The following is a 15,671-nucleotide window of genomic DNA, read 5'->3' as shown; positions in this document are numbered from 1 at the left end:
CCCGCGACCTGCGCCAGGTCGTCTGGCTGACCGCCGCGCTGTTCCTGTCCTATCTCTGCGTCGCCATCGCGCTGCCGGTGACCTCGGTGCAGGTCACCGCGGGGCTGGGCTATGGCAATGCCCTGGCCGGCATCGCCGTCGGCATCGCCTTCGCCTCCACCATCCTGACCCGCGGCCTGGCGGGACGCCTGTCCGACCAGCGCGGCGGCAAGCACAGCATGATCCGCGGCCTGGCCATCTATGCCCTGGCCGGGCTGGTCTGCGCCGCCTCGGCCCTGCCCGGCCTGCCGCCGGGCCTGGCCTATGCGGTGCTGGTCGCCGGCCGGCTGCTGCTCGGCTGGGGCGAGAGCCTGGCCACGGTCGGCCTGGTCGCCTGGGCGCTCGGCATCGCCGGGCCCGCGCGGTCGGGCCGCGTCTTCGGCCTGGTCGGCATGGGTCTCTACGGCGCCTTCGCCGTCGGCAGCCCGCTCGGCCTCGCGCTGATGGAGCAGGCGGGCTTCGCCGGCGCCATGCTGGCCTGCGCCCTGCTGCCGCTGCTGGGCCTGCTGCTGGTCGCCCCCGTCGCGGCGGTCGCGCCGCCGGGCGGCGAGCGCCCCTCCTTCTGGCGCATCCTCGGCCGCATCTGGCAGCCAGGGCTGGTGGTCGGGCTGCAGGGGGTGGGCTTCGCCGCCATCGGCGCCTTCATGGCGCTGCTCTTCCTGGCACGCGGCTGGCCGCATGCCGGGCTGGGGCTGACCTGCTTCGGCCTGGCCTTCGTCGCCGTGCGCGTGGTCGGCGGCCACCTGCCGGACCGGCTGGGCAGCATCCCGGTCGCGCTGGCCTCGATCGCCGTCGAGGCCGCCGGGCAATACCTGCTGTGGCTGGCGCCCGGGCCGGAGCTGGCGCTGCTCGGCGCGACGCTGACCGGGCTCGGCTGCTCGCTGATCTTCCCGACCATGGGGATCGAGGTGATGCGCCGCGTCGCCCCCAACCTGCGCGGCACCGCGGCCGGCGGCTTCTCCGCCTATCAGGACCTGGCCTATGGGCTGACCGGGCCGGTCACCGGGCTGCTGGCCGACCGCTTCGGCCATGACGCGGTGTTCCTGGTGGGTGGGCTGGCGGCCACGGGCGGCTTCCTGATGCTGCTGCGCATGGCGGCGCTGCGCCGCGCGGCCTGATCGCCGCGATAGACGCTTTCTCTTGGGCGGCGGCAGCACCCCGCGATAGCCTGCCGCCCATGAGCCAGAAGCCCGCCACCCCCGCCGACGACACCCTGCCCGCGACCTCGGTCCAGACCCCGGCCAAGACATTCCCCGAAGCGGCGCCCCCCGTCCCGCCGCCATCGGCGGAGCTCTCCGAGGAAGCGCTGGATGGTGTTGCTGCCGGGCATTCGCCCACGCTCTATGGTCCCGGCGGAGCGCGATTCGGCCAGACCCAGCCCAGCCCCTTCGACACGCCTCTGGACTGAGCAGCCGGCGGGACGGGCGGCTCAGCCCTCCCCCTGCGGCCCGCCGAAAGAAAGATCGCGCGCCGAGGCCGCCAGCGACCGCGCCATTTCTTCCAAGGCCGCCAGCTGGGCGACGCGGCCCTCGGCCCGGGCGGATTCCTCGGCCGAGAGCAGCAGCGGGATCAGCCCGGTGATGCGGCACAGCCCGATCAGCATGGCATCCCGCGGCTCCGGGATCGCGTCGGCCAGGATGACGCCGCGCAGCCGGGCGCGCACCTCCCGGGTCTGGCGGTCGTCCAGCTTCGGATAGCGGTGGTCGGGGAAGACCCAGAAGACCCGCCCCTTCTCGCGCTTCAGGATGCCGCGGCCGACCAGCCGCTCCAGCCAGGCGGCGCGCAGCCTGGCCGCCTCCTTCGCCAGCGTCTCCATCCACCAGCGGCTGAGCTGCGGCGGCTGCTGCGCTCCGATCCGCGCCAGCAGCGCATCCAGCGGCGCCTCGCCCAGCGGCGCCGGATCGGTCTGGTAGAGCTGGTCCGGGTCGCTGTCGATCCGCCCGGCCAGCGCCAGCTCCATCAGCATCGCCCCCGCCATGGCCAGGTCCGCCGCGACCCCCGAGGCGCCGACCGTCCGGCCGGTGGCGTCGTCCAGCGTCAGCAGCAGGATCTCTTCCGGCATGGTGACCGGCAGGGGACTTTCAGTCATCGAGGCAGCCTCAATGCGCGGCGAGGGCAGCCGACCAGGGCGTCATCACGTCGCTGACCCCCGCAAAGCCCTCGCCCTCCTTCCGGATGAAGTTGGGGCAGGCGAAGTTCACCGGCAGCACGGCGTGCTCGACCGTGGTCAGCCCGCCCTGCGCCTGCAGCGCCGCCAGCACGTCGGCCGGCAGCCGGCGATCGGCGGTCGCCCCCTCGGACCCCGAGACGTCGATGCGCGGGTGATGTGCCGCGGCCTCCGGGTCCATGCCGAAATCCAGGCTGAAGGCCAGCGCCTGATAGACGGCCGCCAGGATCCGCCGCCCCCCCGAAGCGCCGCCGGCCAGGATCGGGCCGGAGGCGTCGGCCACCGTCACCGGGCACATGTTGCAGAGCGGCCGCGCACCGGGGCGGATCGCATTGGCCGAGCCGGGGCGCGGGTCGAACCACATCATGCCGTTGTTCATCAGCACGCCGCTGCCCGGCAGCACCACGCGGCTGCCCATCGAGGACAGCAGCGTCGTGGTCATCGCCACCATGTTGCCCTCGGCATCGACGACCGTCAGGTGGGTGGTGCAGGTCTCGGAGGGCTCGGCGCCGACCAGCTCCGACCCGGCGCCCAGGCCGGTCAGCCGCTCGGCATAGGCCTCCCGCATGGCGCGGGCCAGGGCGCTGAACCAGGCGGCGTCCGGCGTGGCGCCGGGGTCGAGCTTCGCCATCTCGGCCACCACGCGGGCCAGGGTCGGCGCCGCGGTCAGGCCGCCGGCGCCCTGCAGGGTCAGCCCGCCGCGCCAGGGGATGGAGAGCGCCGGCCGCACCACCGCCTTGCAGCCCTTGAGATCGGCCTCCGAGATGCGCCCGCCCAGCGTCTTCATGTCGGCCAGGATCGAGGCGGCGACATCGCCCTCGTAGAAGTCGCGCCAGCCGGCCGCGGCCAGCCGCTCCAGCGTCTCCGGCAGCCGGCCGAGCCGGAAGAAGCCGGGCGAGCCCTGGTAAGGCGCCACCGGCGGCAGCCCGTCCGGCAGATAGATCCGCGCGCTTTCCGGATAGAGCCGCAGCACCTTGGCGGAATTCGCGATCTTCAGCGTGGTGTACCAGTCCTGCGGCAGGCCGCGCCTGGCCAGCGCCACCGCGGGCGCCAGCAGCTCGGCGATCCCCATGCCGCTGCCGAAGCGCTCCGCCATGGTGCCGTAGCCGGCGACCGAGGACGGGATGACGAAGGAGAGCGGCCCGTGGATGTTGCGGTCGCCCTCGACCTCCGGCCAGGAGAACAGGTCCTGCTTCATCCGGCCGGTCATCGGATAGTCGGCCGGGTCGCTCGCCGCCGGCGCGACGGGGCCGAAATCCAGCAGCTCGGCCGTCGGGCTGCCGGCCTTGTGGAACAGCGCGAAGCCGATGCCGCCAAGGCCCGAGTTCCACGGCTCCATCGCCGCCAGGGCGAAGGCGGTGGCCACCGCCGCATCGGCCGCGTTGCCGCCGGCCTCCAGCACCGCGACGCCAGCCTCGGCCGCCGCCCGGCTCTGGCTGGCCACCATGCCCCGCTGGCCCCGCGCCACAGGCTTGGTCACCTGCCAGTGCTGGGTGGTGAAAACCGGCGGCTCAGCGGAAAGGGTCATGGGGTCTCTCGCCATCTCTCGGATCGGCGCGCAGCCTCGACCTGTTCCGAGGCCGGAGCAAGAGAGACAGCGGCAGGTCGGGGGAATGAATTCCCCCGAACCCCCTTCTTTTTTCTGATCCCCGGCCATTCCCACACCCGCGCTGAGCGGCAGGCGATACCAGGGAGGAAGGGCGGGACGCGTTCATGACAATGGCGCTCCCTCGCAGGTCGCACTGCCCCCGGGCCGTTTCACGTCCTGTCCCCACCTGGACACGGCAGTCACCGTAGAAAGAAGAAGGGGGTCCAGGGGGAATTCATTCCCCTGGCCTGCGCCTTCCCTGCCCCCTTCCCCCTCCCTGCCGATGCAGGTTAACTCCGACCGAAGGTTCAAAGCGGAGGATTGCCATGGCGCAGGTCGGTTCGTTGCAGGTGGCGCAGCCGCTGAAGGATTTCGTCGAGGCCGAGGCCCTGCCCGGCACCGGCCTCCAGCCTGCCGCCTTCTGGGAGGCCTATGCCGGCATCCTGGCCGAGCTCGCGCCGCGCAATGCCGCCCTCCTGGCCGAGCGCGACACCCTGCAGGCCAAGATCGACGCGTGGCACCGCGCCCATCCGGCCCGGCCCGTCGATGCCGCGGCCTATACCGCCTTCCTGCGCGACATCGGCTACCTGCTGCCCGATCCCGGCGCGGTCGCGGTGACCACCGACAATGTCGACCCGGAGATCGCCAGCATCGCCGGGCCGCAGCTGGTCGTGCCGGTGAACAACCCGCGCTATGCGCTGAACGCCGGCAATGCGCGCTGGGGCAGCCTCTACGACGCGCTCTACGGCACCGACGCCATCCCGCAGCACGGGGCTCTCGCGGCCGGGCGCGGCTTCAACCGCGCCCGCGGCGAGAAGGTGATCGCCCGCGCCCGGGCCGTGCTCGACCAGGCGGCGCCGCTGCTGGGCGGGTCCTGGGCCGACGTTTCTTCTCTTTCCATCGTCGGTGGCGTGCTGGTCGTGGGCCTGGCCGATGGCGGCGCCACGGCGCTGCGGGATTCCGAGAAGTTCGCCGGCTTCCGCGGCGCGGCCGAGGCGCCGGAGGCCATCCTGCTGGCCAATCACGGCCTGCATCTGGAGCTGAAGCTCGATCGCGCCCATCCGATCGGCAAGGACGACCCGGCCGGCATCGCCGATGTCATCCTGGAATCCGCCGTCTCAACCATCATGGATTGCGAGGATTCCGTCGCCGCCGTCGATGCCGAGGACAAGGTCGCCGTCTATCGCGCCTGGCTCGGCCTGATGAAGGGCGACCTGGAGGCGAAGCTCGAGAAGGACGGCCGCACCATCACCCGCCGGCTGAACCCGGACCGCGACTACACGACGCCCTCGGGCGGCAGGCTGACCCTGCATGGCCGCAGCCTGATGCTGGTGCGCAATGTCGGCCACCACATGATGACCGACGCGGTGACGCTGGACGGCGCCGAGACGCCGGAGACCATCCTGGACGCGCTGGTCACCGTCGCCATCGCCCTGCACGACATCCGCGGCAAGCGGCTGAACTCCCGCGCCGGCAGCGTCTATATCGTCAAGCCGAAGATGCACGGGCCGAAGGAAGTGGCCTGGGCCAACGAGCTGTTCACCCGCATCGAGACGGCCTTCGGCCTGGCGCCCAACACGCTGAAGATGGGCATCATGGACGAGGAGCGCCGCACCACGGTCAATCTCCGCGCCTGCATCGGCGCCGCCTCGGGCCGGGTCGCCTTCATCAACACCGGCTTCCTCGACCGCACCGGCGACGAGATCCACACGGCGATGGAAGCCGGCCCGGTGCTGCGCAAGGGCGACATGAAGGGCGCCGCCTGGATCAAGGCTTACGAAGACTGGAACGTCGACACCGGCCTGTCCTGCGGGCTGCGCGGCAAGTCGCAGATCGGCAAGGGCATGTGGGCCATGCCGGACCGGATGGCCGACATGCTGGCGCAGAAGTCGGGCCACCCCAAGGCCGGCGCCAACACCGCCTGGGTGCCCTCGCCGACGGCGGCCACCCTGCATGCGCTGCACTACCACGAGACCGACGTGGCGGCCCGGCAGGAGGCGCTTCTCGCCGGTGGCGCCCGCGCCGAGCTGAAGGACATCCTGACCATCCCGCTGTCGCCGTCCAACTGGGCGCCGGCCGACGTGCAGGCGGAGCTCGACAACAACGCCCAGGGCATCCTCGGCTATGTCGTGCGCTGGATCGACCAGGGCGTCGGCTGCTCCAAGGTGCCGGACATCAACGATGTCGGGCTGATGGAGGACCGCGCGACGCTGCGCATCTCCGCCCAGCACATCGCCAACTGGCTGCGCCACGGCGTCGTCAGCCGCGGCCAGGTCGAGGACACGCTGAAGCGCATGGCCGCCGTGGTCGACCAGCAGAACGCGGGCGACGCCGCCTATCGCCCGATGGCCCCGGGTTATGACGGCGCCGCCTGGAAGGCCGCCTGCGACCTGGTCTTCGAGGGCACCACCCAGCCCAACGGCTATACCGAGTTCGTGCTGCACCGCCGCCGCCGCGAGGCCAAGGCGGCGGGCTGACCCGATGGACAGCGCCGCGCAGCTCGCCGCCATCGCCGGCGGCGACCGCGCAGCGCTGCGCGCCCTCTACGATGCCGAGGCGCCGCGGCTCTTCGGCATCGCCCTCGCCTTGCTGCGCGACCGCGACCGCGCGGCCGACGCGCTGCATGACGGCTTTCTCAACATCGCCCGCCGGGCCGGGCAGTTCGACGCCTCGCGCGGCGCGGCCTCGGCTTGGACCGGGGCGGTGGTGCGGCATGCCGCGCTGGACATCGCCCGCCGCCAGGGCCGCGAGATCCCGACCGACGACCCGGCGCTGGGCGACATCCCCGTCGAGGCCGAGGCCCTGACCCAGGTCGCCGCCGCCGATGACGGCCGCCGCCTGCGCGACTGCCTGCTGGCGCTCGAGGAAAGCCGCCGCCGCGGCATTCTTCTGGCCTTCGTCCACGGCCTGTCACACGCCCAGATCGCGGCGAAGCTTGAGCTGCCGCTGGGCACGGTGAAGGCCTGGATCCGCCGCGGCCTGGCGCAGCTGCGGGGCTGCCTGACATGACGCCTGACGAAATCGAGGACCTGGCCGGCGAATACGTGCTCGGCACGCTGGAGGCCGGCGCCGCCCGCGCCGTCGCCGCCGATCCCGACCCGGCGCTGCAGGCGGCGATCGCCCGCTGGGAGGCGCGGCTGGCCCCGCTCTCGGCCCTGGCCCCGCCGGCGCCGCCACCGCCCGGACTGTGGGCGCGGATCGAGGCCTCGCTCGCCGCGCCCGTGGTGGTGCCGCTGCAACGGACGAGAAACTGGCTGTGGCCGGCCTGGGCGGCGGGGGCCTCCGCCGTCGCGGCCGGGCTGGCGGCCTTCCTCTGGCTGCAGCCGGCGCCCGCGCCGCAGCTGATGACCGTGCTGCTGTCGCGGCAGGACCAGCCCGCCTGGCTGGTGCAGGCCGAAGGCGGCGGGCTGCGGCTGGCCGCACTCAACCCGCAGCCGGCGCCGGAAGGCCGCGTGCTGCAGCTCTGGGCGCTGCCGCAGGGGGCGACGGCGCCCACCTCGCTCGGGCTGATCCCGCCCTCCGGCGCGGTCAGCATCGCGCCGGGCCGCGTCGCGCCCTCGCCGGGGATGCTGATCGAGATCACCCTGGAGCCGCCGGGCGGGTCGCCCAACCCGCGGCCGAGCGGGCCGATCCTGTTCATCGGAAGGCTGGCGGCGGCGGCGGGCAGCTGATTCTTTTTTCCGCGCCCGCTGCGTCCAGCCGCCTTCCTGCTCCGTAACGCCGGCGAAGGGCATTCCGCCCGGCCTGCGTCCAAGGAGCTCCCGATGTCCCTGCGACCCGTCCTGCTGGCGGCCACCGCCCTGCTCAGCCTTGCCGCCGCGCCCCTCCACGCCGCCACCCTGCTGGGCCTGACCGCCGACAACCACCTGGTCAGCATCGACAGCGACACCCGCCAGGCCGCGCGCCCCGTCACCATCCGCGGCGTGCAGGGCAGGCTGCTGGGCATCGACCAGCGGCCGGCGGACGGGAAGCTCTATGGCGTCAGCGATGCCGGGCAGATCGTCACCATCGACCCGGCGACCGGCCAGGCGACGCAGGTTTCCCGCCTGTCGGAGCCCTTCGTCTCCGGCGGCCGCGCCGTGGTCGACTTCAACCCGATGGCCGACCGGCTGCGGCTGATGGGCATGGGCGGCACCAGCTTCCGCATCCATCCCGACACCGGCGCCGTCACCCGCGACGGCGCGCTGAAATACCAGGCGGGGCCGCTGGCCGAGACCATGCCGCGCATCGTCGCCGGCGCCTATACCAACAGCACCAAGGGCGCCGCGGCGACGCAGCTCTTCACCATCGACACGCTGCTGCGCCAGCTGAACCTGCAGGCGCCGCCGAATGACGGCGTGCAGCAGCCGAAGGGCGAGGTCGCCGCCACCCTGCCGCCCGGCGTCGCCTTCGACATCCTGACCGACGCGGCCGGCGGCAACACCGCCTTCCTGCTGGCCGGCGGCACGCTGCACACCGTCTCGCTGGAGACCGGGCGGGCCACCGCGCTCGGCCGCGTTGCCCGGCTGCCGGCCGCCGAGGTGATCGACATCGCCGCCTGGCGGTAACCCTTTTCCCCCCGGGCGCCGGGGGGATCCTGGTTGGCGCGCCGGCGGCTGAGCCCTCCCTCGGCGGCGGCGGCGCCAGGAGCCGGCGGCGGTCTCTTCCGGCCCGCCGCCGGTTTTCCTTTTCCGGCGCAACAGCGCGCCCCCTGCGGCATTCTCCGGGCAGCACGCCGGAGAAGGACCCAGGCCATGACCACCGAACTATCCCTGCTGGGCTGGAGCCTGGTCCTGGCGCTGGTCCAGGTGCTGCTGCCGGCGCTGCTGCGCAACGGCGAGACCGGCATCGCCTACAATGCCGGCGCCCGCGACGAGCCCGGCCCGCCGGTCGGCCGCGTCACAGCCCGGCTGCGCCGCGCCCAGGCCAATCTCTTCGAGACCTTGCCGCTTTTCGCCGCCGCCATCCTGGTCGCCCATGTGGCGGGGCGGAACGGCGCGCTGACCTATTATGGCGCCTGGGCCTTCCTGGCCGGCCGGCTGCTGCACCTGCCGCTCTATGCCGCGGGCGTGCCGTATCTGCGCAGCCTGGCCTGGGTGCTGTCGCTGGCCGGGCTGCTCGCCGTCTTCGTGGCGATCCTGATCTAGCTCTCGGGCGTCGGCCGCTCGTCCAGCAGCTTCTGCATCAGCACCAGGTCCAGCCACTGGCCGAACTTGCAGCCGACCTGCGGCAGGCGACCGACCTCGCGGAAGCCCAGACGCGCATGCAGCCGCAGCGACGGCACATTGCCGGAATCGATCGAGGCCATCATCGCATGCCGCCCCTGCGCCCGCGCCAGGCGCAGCAGCGCCTCCAGCAGCCGCCCGCCCAGCCCCAGGCCGCGTGCCTCGGGGCGCAGATGCACCGAATGCTCGGCGGTGTGGCGGAAGCCGGGGAAGCAGCCGCGGAAATCGGTGAAGCTGGCGAAGCCCAGCACGCTTCCCCCGGCGCCTTCCGCCACCAGCACCGGATGGCCCTGGGCCTGCCGCTGCGCCAGCCAGGCGGCGCGGTGCTCCGCGCTTTCCGGCAGGTCGGCATAGACCGCGGTGCTGGTCGCCACGATCTCGTTGAACAGCTCCAGCATGCCAGCCAGGTGCTGCGGCCCGGCTTCCAGGATCAGCGGCAGCGGTGCGGTGATCGGGGCCAGCCCGTCGCGCAGCAGCTGCTCGGCGATCAGCCCGTCCGGCAAAAGCCCCGGCGGCAGCAACCCGGCCGGGGCGTCCAGCCCGATCACCGGCGACATGCGCGGTCCCGCATCGGCAGCGGCAGGGCGCGAGAAGCTTGGGGAAGCGACGGCATGGGGGTTGTCTCAGCTTGCGACAGGCCAACCTCGCATTGACGTGTCGTTCATGGAAATCACAGCAGCGAAAGCAACACCCGGCTGAACGGCAAGGCTTTCGCTACGAGACGGATCGCACAGGTTTTGAGGTTTCTCGCCAAAATGGAACCCTATCGAAACCATTCCCGAGTCGCCACGAACCTGCGGACTCGATTCGCCGGCCCGAGTCGCTCCCTCCCCTCTTGGCGCCGTGCCGCCGGCCCCCCATAAGCCAGCCCATGAAGCGTTTCTGGGACCAGGCCGTCGCGACCCCCACCGCCGAAGGCCACGCCGTGCTGCTCGATGGACGCCCGCTGCGCCTGCCCGGCGCCGGGCCGCTGAACCTGCCCTCAGCGCCGCTGGCCGAGGCGGTCGCCGCCGAATGGCAGGCAGCCGGCGGGAGCAAGGGCGCCGAGTTCCGCATGGAGGACGTCCCCCTGACCCGGGTGGTCGCCACCGGCCTCGAGCGCATCGCCCCCGACACCGAGCCCTCGATCCTGGCGCTGGCCGAATATGGCGGCACCGACCTGCTCTGCTACCGCGCCGCCGAGCCGAAGCTGGCCGCCCGCCAGCGCCTGGAATGGCAGCCGCTGCTGGAATGGGCGGCCGAGACCTATGGCGCGCCGCTCGGCGTCACCACCGGCATCATGCCGATCAGCCAGCCGGCCGCCTCCCGCGCCGCCCTGGCCGCGGCGCTGGCCCGCCGCAACGCGCTGGAGCTGGCGGCGCTGGGCGTCGCCATCCCGGCGCTGGGCAGCCTGGTGCTCGGCCTGGCGCTCGCCGAAGGCCGCATCGACGCCGACGAGGCCACCCGCCTCGCCTTCCTCGACGAGGACTTCCAGCAGGAGCTCTGGGGCACCGATGCCGAGGCCGCCGAGCGCCGCCGCAACGTCGCCGCCGAGGTGGCGCTGGCCTCCCGCCTCTTGGCCCTGGCGCGGCGCTGACGCAGGCTATCTCTCGCCAGGATTTCTCCACGGACAGGAGCGCGACCAGGATGGACGCCAAGCGGGTGCGGATCGAAGGCCGGGTGCAGGGGGTGGGCTATCGCGACTGGATGGTCGCCGAGGCCAACCGGCTGGGCGTGCAGGGCTGGGTGCGCAACCGTGCCGATGGCAGCGTCGAGGCGCTGGTGGCCGGCGACGCGGCCGCGGTCGGCGCCCTGCTGACCGCCTGCCGCGCCGGCCCGCGCCTGGCCCGCGTCGACGTCATCACCGAGGAATTCGCAGACCCCCCCGAGCTGCCCGGCTTCCACCGCGAGCCCGGCCGTTGATCCAGACCCCGTCGACCGAGGCCTCCCGCGTGATCGACACGCCGATCGTCCTCTACGCCTTCGACCGCCCGGACTACCTGGACCGCGTCGCGGCCTCCCTGACCCGGCAACGCGGCGTGACCATCGACCCGCAGCGCGTCTACCTGCTGCAGGACGCCGCCGTCTCCCCCCGCACCGGCAAGCGCTTCGCCAGGGACGAGGACATCGCCGCCTCGATCGCCGCCTTCCGCCGCCACTTCCCCGACAGCCCGGTGCTGGCCGCCCCCCACAACCTGGGCGTCGCCCGCAACATCCTGCGCGGCGAGCGCCTGGTCTTCGACGAGCTGAACGCCGAGCTCGGCTATTTCTTCGAGGACGACCTCGAGCTCGGCCCCTGGTACCTCTTCGCCCTCGAACGCCTGAAGGAAATCACCGCCCCCTTCGAGCGGGTGGCCTATTTCGGCGCCTATGGCGACCACCGCCGCGACTATCCCGGGCCGGTGGTGAAATACATCCCGCTCGAGCACCACTGGGGCTTCGCGCTGCGCCGCCACGCCTGGCGCCGCATGATGACCTGGCTCGCGCCCTACTACGCCCTGCTCGAAGGCCGCGACTACAACGCCCGCGACCACGCGGCGATCTACGAGCTGTTCCGCCCGCTTGCCATCGCCTCCGAAGCCTCCTCCCAGGACGCCGCCAAGTCGATCGCCTGCCTGGAGCTCGACATGACCCGCGTGCTGACCACGGTCTCCTTCGGCCGCTACATCGGCGAGCGCGGCAACTCCTTCTCGCCGCAGCACTTCCGCAACATGGGCTTCGACAAGATGACGATCGCCCAGAGCGAGACCTACGACTTCCAGCCGATGACCGAGGCCAAGCTGCTCGAGGTCGACGGCTTCCACCGGCGGCACTACGAGCGGCTGCGGCGCGAACGGTTCGACGAGATCGTCGAGCGGCACAAGAAGAAGTAGGAAAGCCGGGGGAATGATTTCCCCCCGCAAACGTATACGTTTGCGCCCATCTTTTTTCTGTTCTGTCAGCAGGAACAGTCCGGATGCTCCGCAGGCACACCATCGCATCGCCAGTCGGGCCGCTCACCCTCTACGCCACCGACACTGCCCTGCACGCCATCCTCTGGCCCGGCGAGAACCCCCGCCGCATCCGCCTCGCCGAGGCCGTCGACGCCCCCAGCCCCGTGCTGGACGACACCATCCGCCAGCTGAACCAGTATTTCGCCGGCACCCGCCAAAGCTTCGACCTGCCGCTCGCCGAGAACGGCACCCCCTTCCAGCGCAGCCACTGGGCCGCCCTGCGCGCCATCCCCTATGGCGAAACCCGCAGCTACGCCGCCCTGGCCAGCCAGGCCGGCAAGCCGGGCGCCAGCCGCGCGATCGGCGCCGCCAATGGTCGCAATCCGATCTCCATCGTGACACCCTGCCACCGCGCCATCGGCAGCAGCGGCGCCCTCACCGGCTTCGCCGGAGGATTGGACGCCAAGCGCTGGCTGCTCGACCTCGAGGCGCGCCACCGGAGGTGACCCCCATGCGCCACACGGTCTTCGACACCGCCGCCGGCCCCTGCGGCCTGGCCTGGACCAGCAGCGGCCTCGCCCGCTTCCAGCTGCCCGCCGACGACGCCGCCTCGACGGAGGCCGCCCTGACCCGGCACATCGCCTCCACCCGCGCGGCGCCGCCGCCGGCGGTGGAAGCCCTGATCGAGGCCGTCCGCCGCTACTTCACCGGCGCGCCCGAGACCTTCGAGGACATTCCCCTCGATACCGACGTCCCCGACGAAACACAGAGAAAAATCTACGCGGCGACCCGCGCCCTGCCCTGGGGCACCACCACCACCTATGGCGGCCTGGCGACGCAGCTCGGGCTTGGCCGCGAGGCGGCGCGCGACATCGGCGTCGCCATGTCGCGCAACCCGGTGCCGCTGATCGTCCCCTGCCACCGGGTGCTGGCCGCCGGCGGCGCGCTGGGCGGCTTCTCGGCCCCGGGCGGCGCCGTCACCAAGCGGCTGATGCTGAAGCTGGAAGGCGTGCCCCTGCCGCCGGAACAGGGCAGCTTCTTGCTCTGATATCCCCCCATGGGAATCGAGCTTGTCACGCATCCTTCCCCTTCCCGCGCGGCGCAGGACGGGCAGACTGTGCAGGCAGGACGACTCCTGCGCTGCAAGAAGGCGCACAGCATGGCCAAGGCGACGGCTGGAAAAATCCGCATCGGCATCGGCGGCTGGACCTACGAGCCCTGGCGCGGCCCCTTCTACCCCGACCGCCACCCGCAGAAGCGGGAGCTGGAATATGCCGCGGCCCGCCTCGGCAGCATCGAGATCAACGGCACCTATTACGGCTCGCAGAAGCCGGAGAGCTTCGCCCGCTGGCATGACGAGACGCCGGATGATTTCGTCTTCTCGCTGAAGGCGCCGCGCTTCGCCACCAACCGCCGGGTGCTCGCCGAGGCCGGCCAGAGCATCGAGCGCTTCGTCGCCAGCGGCATCCTGGAACTGAAAGAAAAACTCGGCCCGATCAACTGGCAGTTCATGGCCACCAAGGCCTTCGACCCCGACGACTTCGCCGCCTTCCTGAAGCTGCTGCCCGCCAGCGCCGAGGGCCGCACCCTGCGCCACGCCGTCGAGGTCCGCCACGACAGCTTCAAGCATCCCGACTTCATCGCCCTCGCCCGCGAGCATGGCGTCGCGGTGATCACGGCGGCGGATTCGGCCTACCCCCAGATCGCCGACGCCACCGCCCCCTTCGTCTATGCCCGCATCATGGGCACGCGGGAGGACGAGGCCGATGGCTATGCCGCGGCCGACCTCGACCGCTGGGCCGCCCGCGCCCAGGCCTGGGCCACCGGCAAGCCGCCCGAAGGCCTCGACCCGGTTGCGGCGCCGGAGAAGAAAGCCCCTCCCCGCGATGTTTTTCTCTACGTCATCAGCGGCCACAAGGTGAAGAATCCAGCCGCCGCCATGGCGCTGATCCAGCGCTGCGGCTGAATGGCGCAGCCCGACCTTTTCGCGCCGCCCTCGCCCGCCCGGGACATCCTGTCGCCCGGCGCCCTGCTGCTGCGCGGCTTCGCCCTCGACGCCGCGCCGGACCTGCTGGCCGGCATCGCGGCGATCGAGGCCCAGGCGCCGTTCCGCCACATGGTCACCCCCGGCGGCTTCACCATGTCGGTGGCCATGACCAGCTGCGGCGCGCTCGGCTGGGTCACCGACCGCCGCGGCTACCGCTACGCGCCGCACGACCCCGACACCGGCGCCCCCTGGCCCGCCATGCCCGAGGCCTTCCGCGCCTTGGCCGAGCGCGCCGCCGCCGAGGCCGGCTTCCCGGGCTTCGCCCCCGACACCTGCCTGATCAACCGCTATATCCCCGGGGCGAAGCTCGCCCTGCACCAGGACAAGGATGAGCGCGACACCGGGGCGCCGATCGTCTCGGTCTCGCTCGGCCTGCCGGCCACCTTCCAATGGGGCGGGCTGCAGCGCGGCGACACGGTCCGCCGCCTGGCGCTCGAGCATGGCGACGTGCTGGCCTGGGGCGGGCCGTCCCGCCTGTTCCACCACGGCATCCTGGCGCTGAAGCCGGGCCACCACCCGGCGACGGGCGCCACCCGGCTGAACCTGACCTTCCGCCGGGCGGGTTAGAGCGTGATGGCTTGAGGTGGACTCACCGAAAAGCCTGAATCACGCGATCAAACAAAAGGCTAGAGCGGATTGCCTGCGTCCTTCAGCAGGCAACCCGCTCTAGCCTTTCGGCGCCGCCGCCAGCATCGCAGCCCCCAGCGCCGGCGCGCCATGCTCGGCCAGGCCCTGGGCGGCGCCCTCGATGTCGCGGCGCTCCTTGTTCTGGCTGAGCTTCGACTTGCCCTCCAGCCGCGTCAGCACGATCTCCAGCCCGACGATCTCCTTCATCCGGGCGTCGAGATAGCTCTTCTCCGCATCGGCCATCTTCCAGGGCTGCGCCAGCGAGGCCTCATGCACCTTGGTCAGCCGCGCCAGCAGCGGGCGCAGGAAGCGCTCGTCGTCGCGCAGCACGGCGCGGCCATGCGCATGCACCACGCGGTAGTTCCAGGTCGGCACCTGGCGATGCGCCTCATGCTTGCTGGGGTACCAGCTGGGCGAGACATAGGCCTGCTCGGCGCGGAAGATCACCAGCACCTCGGCGCCGTCCCCGATCGCCGCCAGCGCCGGATTGGCCCGGGCCAGATGCGCCTCCAGCCGGTCGGGCGCGCCGTCCTTGCCGGGCATGATCAGGAAGGGGATGTGGTTGGCGTCCAGCCCCTCGGGCCCCTGGGTCACCAGGGCGCCCAGCGGGTGGGCCTCGACCAGCGCGTGCAGCGCCGCGCGGTCATGCTCGGAGAAATGCGGCGGCAGATACATGGCGGGGCTTCTTCGCGCGAATGCAGGGGTCGCCCAGCTTTGGCGCAAGCCGCCCGGCCTGCGCAGGACCAGTTGGCGCCGATCCGGCTGGTCCAGTAGTGCTTGGCGGCCGCCCCGCCGCGCGCGACACTGGCCGGGCGGCCTCAAGGAATTCCGACGACAGATGGTGGTCCAGCCACGCCCGGGCGGGCGCGCGATCTATGCGACGCTGAAACAGCAGATCCTGGCCGGCGCCTATGGCAGCCAGGGGCTGCTGCCTTCCTCGCGCGCCCTGGCGGTGGAGCTCGGCGTCTCCCGCACCACCGTCACCGCCGCCTATGAACAGCTCGCTGCCGAGGGGTTTGTTTCGATCCGCCAGGGCGCGCGGCCGCAGGTGGCGGGGCTGGCGCCCTCCCCCGCCGCGCCGCCTGCC

Annotated in this window: 19 protein-coding genes; 15 read left to right on the top strand and 4 right to left on the bottom strand. The window is 72.3% G+C overall.

The window, feature by feature from the left end:
- Positions 1-8: 8 nt before the first annotated feature.
- Both BKE38_RS17540 and BKE38_RS31550 read left to right on the top strand, forming a co-directional pair.
- Positions 9-1,157 carry an arabinose transporter gene (locus tag BKE38_RS17540; RefSeq protein ID WP_076958569.1) on the top strand — a complete coding sequence of 383 codons (1,149 nt, stop codon included), beginning with the start codon at positions 9-11 and terminating at the stop codon, positions 1,155-1,157.
- Positions 1,158-1,216: 59 nt separating this feature from the next.
- Positions 1,217-1,447: a hypothetical protein gene (locus BKE38_RS31550; protein ID WP_131829631.1), complete on the top strand. Its 231-nt coding sequence runs from the start codon at positions 1,217-1,219 to the stop codon at positions 1,445-1,447.
- Between the two features lie 21 nt (positions 1,448-1,468).
- On the opposite strand, the gene BKE38_RS17535 is transcribed toward BKE38_RS31550, so the two are convergent.
- On the bottom strand, positions 1,469-2,128 hold the full coding sequence (locus BKE38_RS17535) for a GOLPH3/VPS74 family protein (protein WP_083747631.1): 660 nt from the start codon (positions 2,126-2,128) through the stop codon (positions 1,469-1,471).
- A 10-nt stretch (positions 2,129-2,138) separates the two neighbouring features.
- Positions 2,139-3,734 carry a gamma-glutamyltransferase gene (locus BKE38_RS17530; protein ID WP_076958566.1) on the bottom strand — a complete coding sequence of 532 codons (1,596 nt, stop codon included), beginning with the start codon at positions 3,732-3,734 and terminating at the stop codon, positions 2,139-2,141.
- A gap of 386 nt (positions 3,735-4,120) precedes the next feature.
- On the opposite strand from BKE38_RS17530, the gene BKE38_RS17525 reads away from it, so the two are divergent.
- The 5 genes from BKE38_RS17525 (at position 4,121) to BKE38_RS17505 (ending at position 8,920) form a co-directional block, all read left to right on the top strand.
- The gene (locus BKE38_RS17525) at positions 4,121-6,271 is read left to right on the top strand and encodes a malate synthase G (protein WP_076958565.1); all 2,151 of its coding nucleotides are present in this window, start codon (positions 4,121-4,123) and stop codon (positions 6,269-6,271) included.
- A 4-nt stretch (positions 6,272-6,275) separates the two neighbouring features.
- Entirely contained in the window at positions 6,276-6,803 is a 528-nt protein-coding gene (locus tag BKE38_RS17520) for a sigma-70 family RNA polymerase sigma factor (RefSeq protein WP_076958564.1), read from the top strand.
- Positions 6,800-7,465: an anti-sigma factor gene (locus tag BKE38_RS17515; RefSeq protein WP_076958563.1), complete on the top strand. Its 666-nt coding sequence runs from the start codon at positions 6,800-6,802 to the stop codon at positions 7,463-7,465. Before BKE38_RS17520 ends, BKE38_RS17515 begins: the two co-directional genes overlap by 4 nt.
- Before the next feature lie 93 nt (positions 7,466-7,558).
- Positions 7,559-8,341: a DUF4394 domain-containing protein gene (locus BKE38_RS17510; RefSeq protein WP_076958562.1), complete on the top strand. Its 783-nt coding sequence runs from the start codon at positions 7,559-7,561 to the stop codon at positions 8,339-8,341.
- Between the two features lie 186 nt (positions 8,342-8,527).
- The gene (locus BKE38_RS17505; RefSeq protein ID WP_076958561.1) at positions 8,528-8,920 is read left to right on the top strand and encodes an MAPEG family protein; all 393 of its coding nucleotides are present in this window, start codon (positions 8,528-8,530) and stop codon (positions 8,918-8,920) included.
- Here BKE38_RS17505 and BKE38_RS17500 read toward each other — a convergent pair.
- Complete coding sequence (locus BKE38_RS17500; RefSeq protein ID WP_083747629.1) at positions 8,917-9,555, bottom strand: GNAT family N-acetyltransferase; 639 nt, start codon at positions 9,553-9,555, stop codon at positions 8,917-8,919. The genes BKE38_RS17505 and BKE38_RS17500 overlap by 4 nt on opposite strands.
- 314 nt (positions 9,556-9,869) lie before the next feature.
- Here BKE38_RS17500 and BKE38_RS17495 point away from each other — a divergent pair, with 314 nt between their 5' ends.
- From BKE38_RS17495 to alkB, 7 genes are all read left to right on the top strand, one after another.
- On the top strand, positions 9,870-10,574 hold the full coding sequence (locus BKE38_RS17495; RefSeq protein ID WP_076958560.1) for an ATP12 family chaperone protein: 705 nt from the start codon (positions 9,870-9,872) through the stop codon (positions 10,572-10,574).
- Between the two features lie 50 nt (positions 10,575-10,624).
- On the top strand, positions 10,625-10,900 hold the full coding sequence (locus tag BKE38_RS17490) for an acylphosphatase (protein WP_076958559.1): 276 nt from the start codon (positions 10,625-10,627) through the stop codon (positions 10,898-10,900).
- Positions 10,897-11,850 (top strand): hypothetical protein, encoded by a 954-nt coding sequence (locus BKE38_RS17485; RefSeq protein WP_076958558.1) that lies wholly within the window; start codon positions 10,897-10,899, stop codon positions 11,848-11,850. The genes BKE38_RS17490 and BKE38_RS17485 overlap by 4 nt, the downstream gene beginning before the upstream one ends.
- 83 nt (positions 11,851-11,933) lie before the next feature.
- On the top strand, positions 11,934-12,416 hold the full coding sequence (locus tag BKE38_RS17480) for a methylated-DNA--[protein]-cysteine S-methyltransferase (protein WP_076958557.1): 483 nt from the start codon (positions 11,934-11,936) through the stop codon (positions 12,414-12,416).
- 5 nt (positions 12,417-12,421) lie between these two features.
- Positions 12,422-12,958, top strand: coding sequence for a methylated-DNA--[protein]-cysteine S-methyltransferase (locus tag BKE38_RS17475; RefSeq protein WP_076958556.1), 537 nt, complete (start codon positions 12,422-12,424; stop codon positions 12,956-12,958).
- Positions 12,959-13,069: 111 nt separating this feature from the next.
- Positions 13,070-13,876 carry a DUF72 domain-containing protein gene (locus BKE38_RS17470; RefSeq protein WP_076958555.1) on the top strand — a complete coding sequence of 269 codons (807 nt, stop codon included), beginning with the start codon at positions 13,070-13,072 and terminating at the stop codon, positions 13,874-13,876.
- On the top strand, positions 13,877-14,524 hold the full coding sequence (gene alkB / locus BKE38_RS17465; protein WP_076958554.1) for a DNA oxidative demethylase AlkB: 648 nt from the start codon (positions 13,877-13,879) through the stop codon (positions 14,522-14,524).
- Between the two features lie 99 nt (positions 14,525-14,623).
- Here the strand turns inward: alkB and BKE38_RS17460 are convergent, their stop codons facing one another.
- Positions 14,624-15,259, bottom strand: a complete 636-nt coding sequence (locus BKE38_RS17460) for an FMN-binding negative transcriptional regulator (RefSeq protein ID WP_076958553.1) — start codon at positions 15,257-15,259, stop codon at positions 14,624-14,626.
- A gap of 163 nt (positions 15,260-15,422) precedes the next feature.
- On the opposite strand from BKE38_RS17460, the gene BKE38_RS17455 reads away from it, so the two are divergent.
- A partial coding sequence (locus BKE38_RS17455) for a GntR family transcriptional regulator (RefSeq protein WP_131829630.1) occupies positions 15,423-15,671 on the top strand: 249 nt, incomplete at its 3' end.

Origin of the sequence: Teichococcus deserti (assembly GCF_001982615.1) — a bacterium.
GTDB lineage: Bacteria > Pseudomonadota > Alphaproteobacteria > Acetobacterales > Acetobacteraceae > Pseudoroseomonas > Pseudoroseomonas deserti.
Note: the sequence above shows the minus strand (reverse complement) of the source record. Positions and strands in the feature narration are given on the sequence as shown.

What these genes read in the sequence shown, in the direction of transcription:
- BKE38_RS31550 (WP_131829631.1), top strand. Translation starts at nt 1,217, where the DNA reads ATGAGCCAGAAGCCCGCCACCCCCGCCGACGACACCCTGCCCGCGACC.
- BKE38_RS17535 (WP_083747631.1), bottom strand. Translation starts at nt 2,128, where the DNA reads ATGACTGAAAGTCCCCTGCCGGTCACCATGCCGGAAGAGATCCTGCTG.
- BKE38_RS17530 (WP_076958566.1), bottom strand. Translation starts at nt 3,734, where the DNA reads ATGACCCTTTCCGCTGAGCCGCCGGTTTTCACCACCCAGCACTGGCAG.
- BKE38_RS17525 (WP_076958565.1), top strand. Translation starts at nt 4,121, where the DNA reads ATGGCGCAGGTCGGTTCGTTGCAGGTGGCGCAGCCGCTGAAGGATTTC.
- BKE38_RS17520 (WP_076958564.1), top strand. Translation starts at nt 6,276, where the DNA reads ATGGACAGCGCCGCGCAGCTCGCCGCCATCGCCGGCGGCGACCGCGCA.
- BKE38_RS17515 (WP_076958563.1), top strand. Translation starts at nt 6,800, where the DNA reads ATGACGCCTGACGAAATCGAGGACCTGGCCGGCGAATACGTGCTCGGC.
- BKE38_RS17510 (WP_076958562.1), top strand. Translation starts at nt 7,559, where the DNA reads ATGTCCCTGCGACCCGTCCTGCTGGCGGCCACCGCCCTGCTCAGCCTT.
- BKE38_RS17505 (WP_076958561.1), top strand. Translation starts at nt 8,528, where the DNA reads ATGACCACCGAACTATCCCTGCTGGGCTGGAGCCTGGTCCTGGCGCTG.
- BKE38_RS17500 (WP_083747629.1), bottom strand. Translation starts at nt 9,555, where the DNA reads ATGTCGCCGGTGATCGGGCTGGACGCCCCGGCCGGGTTGCTGCCGCCG.
- BKE38_RS17495 (WP_076958560.1), top strand. Translation starts at nt 9,870, where the DNA reads ATGAAGCGTTTCTGGGACCAGGCCGTCGCGACCCCCACCGCCGAAGGC.
- BKE38_RS17490 (WP_076958559.1), top strand. Translation starts at nt 10,625, where the DNA reads ATGGACGCCAAGCGGGTGCGGATCGAAGGCCGGGTGCAGGGGGTGGGC.
- BKE38_RS17480 (WP_076958557.1), top strand. Translation starts at nt 11,934, where the DNA reads ATGCTCCGCAGGCACACCATCGCATCGCCAGTCGGGCCGCTCACCCTC.
- BKE38_RS17475 (WP_076958556.1), top strand. Translation starts at nt 12,422, where the DNA reads ATGCGCCACACGGTCTTCGACACCGCCGCCGGCCCCTGCGGCCTGGCC.
- BKE38_RS17470 (WP_076958555.1), top strand. Translation starts at nt 13,070, where the DNA reads ATGGCCAAGGCGACGGCTGGAAAAATCCGCATCGGCATCGGCGGCTGG.
- alkB (WP_076958554.1), top strand. Translation starts at nt 13,877, where the DNA reads ATGGCGCAGCCCGACCTTTTCGCGCCGCCCTCGCCCGCCCGGGACATC.
- BKE38_RS17460 (WP_076958553.1), bottom strand. Translation starts at nt 15,259, where the DNA reads ATGTATCTGCCGCCGCATTTCTCCGAGCATGACCGCGCGGCGCTGCAC.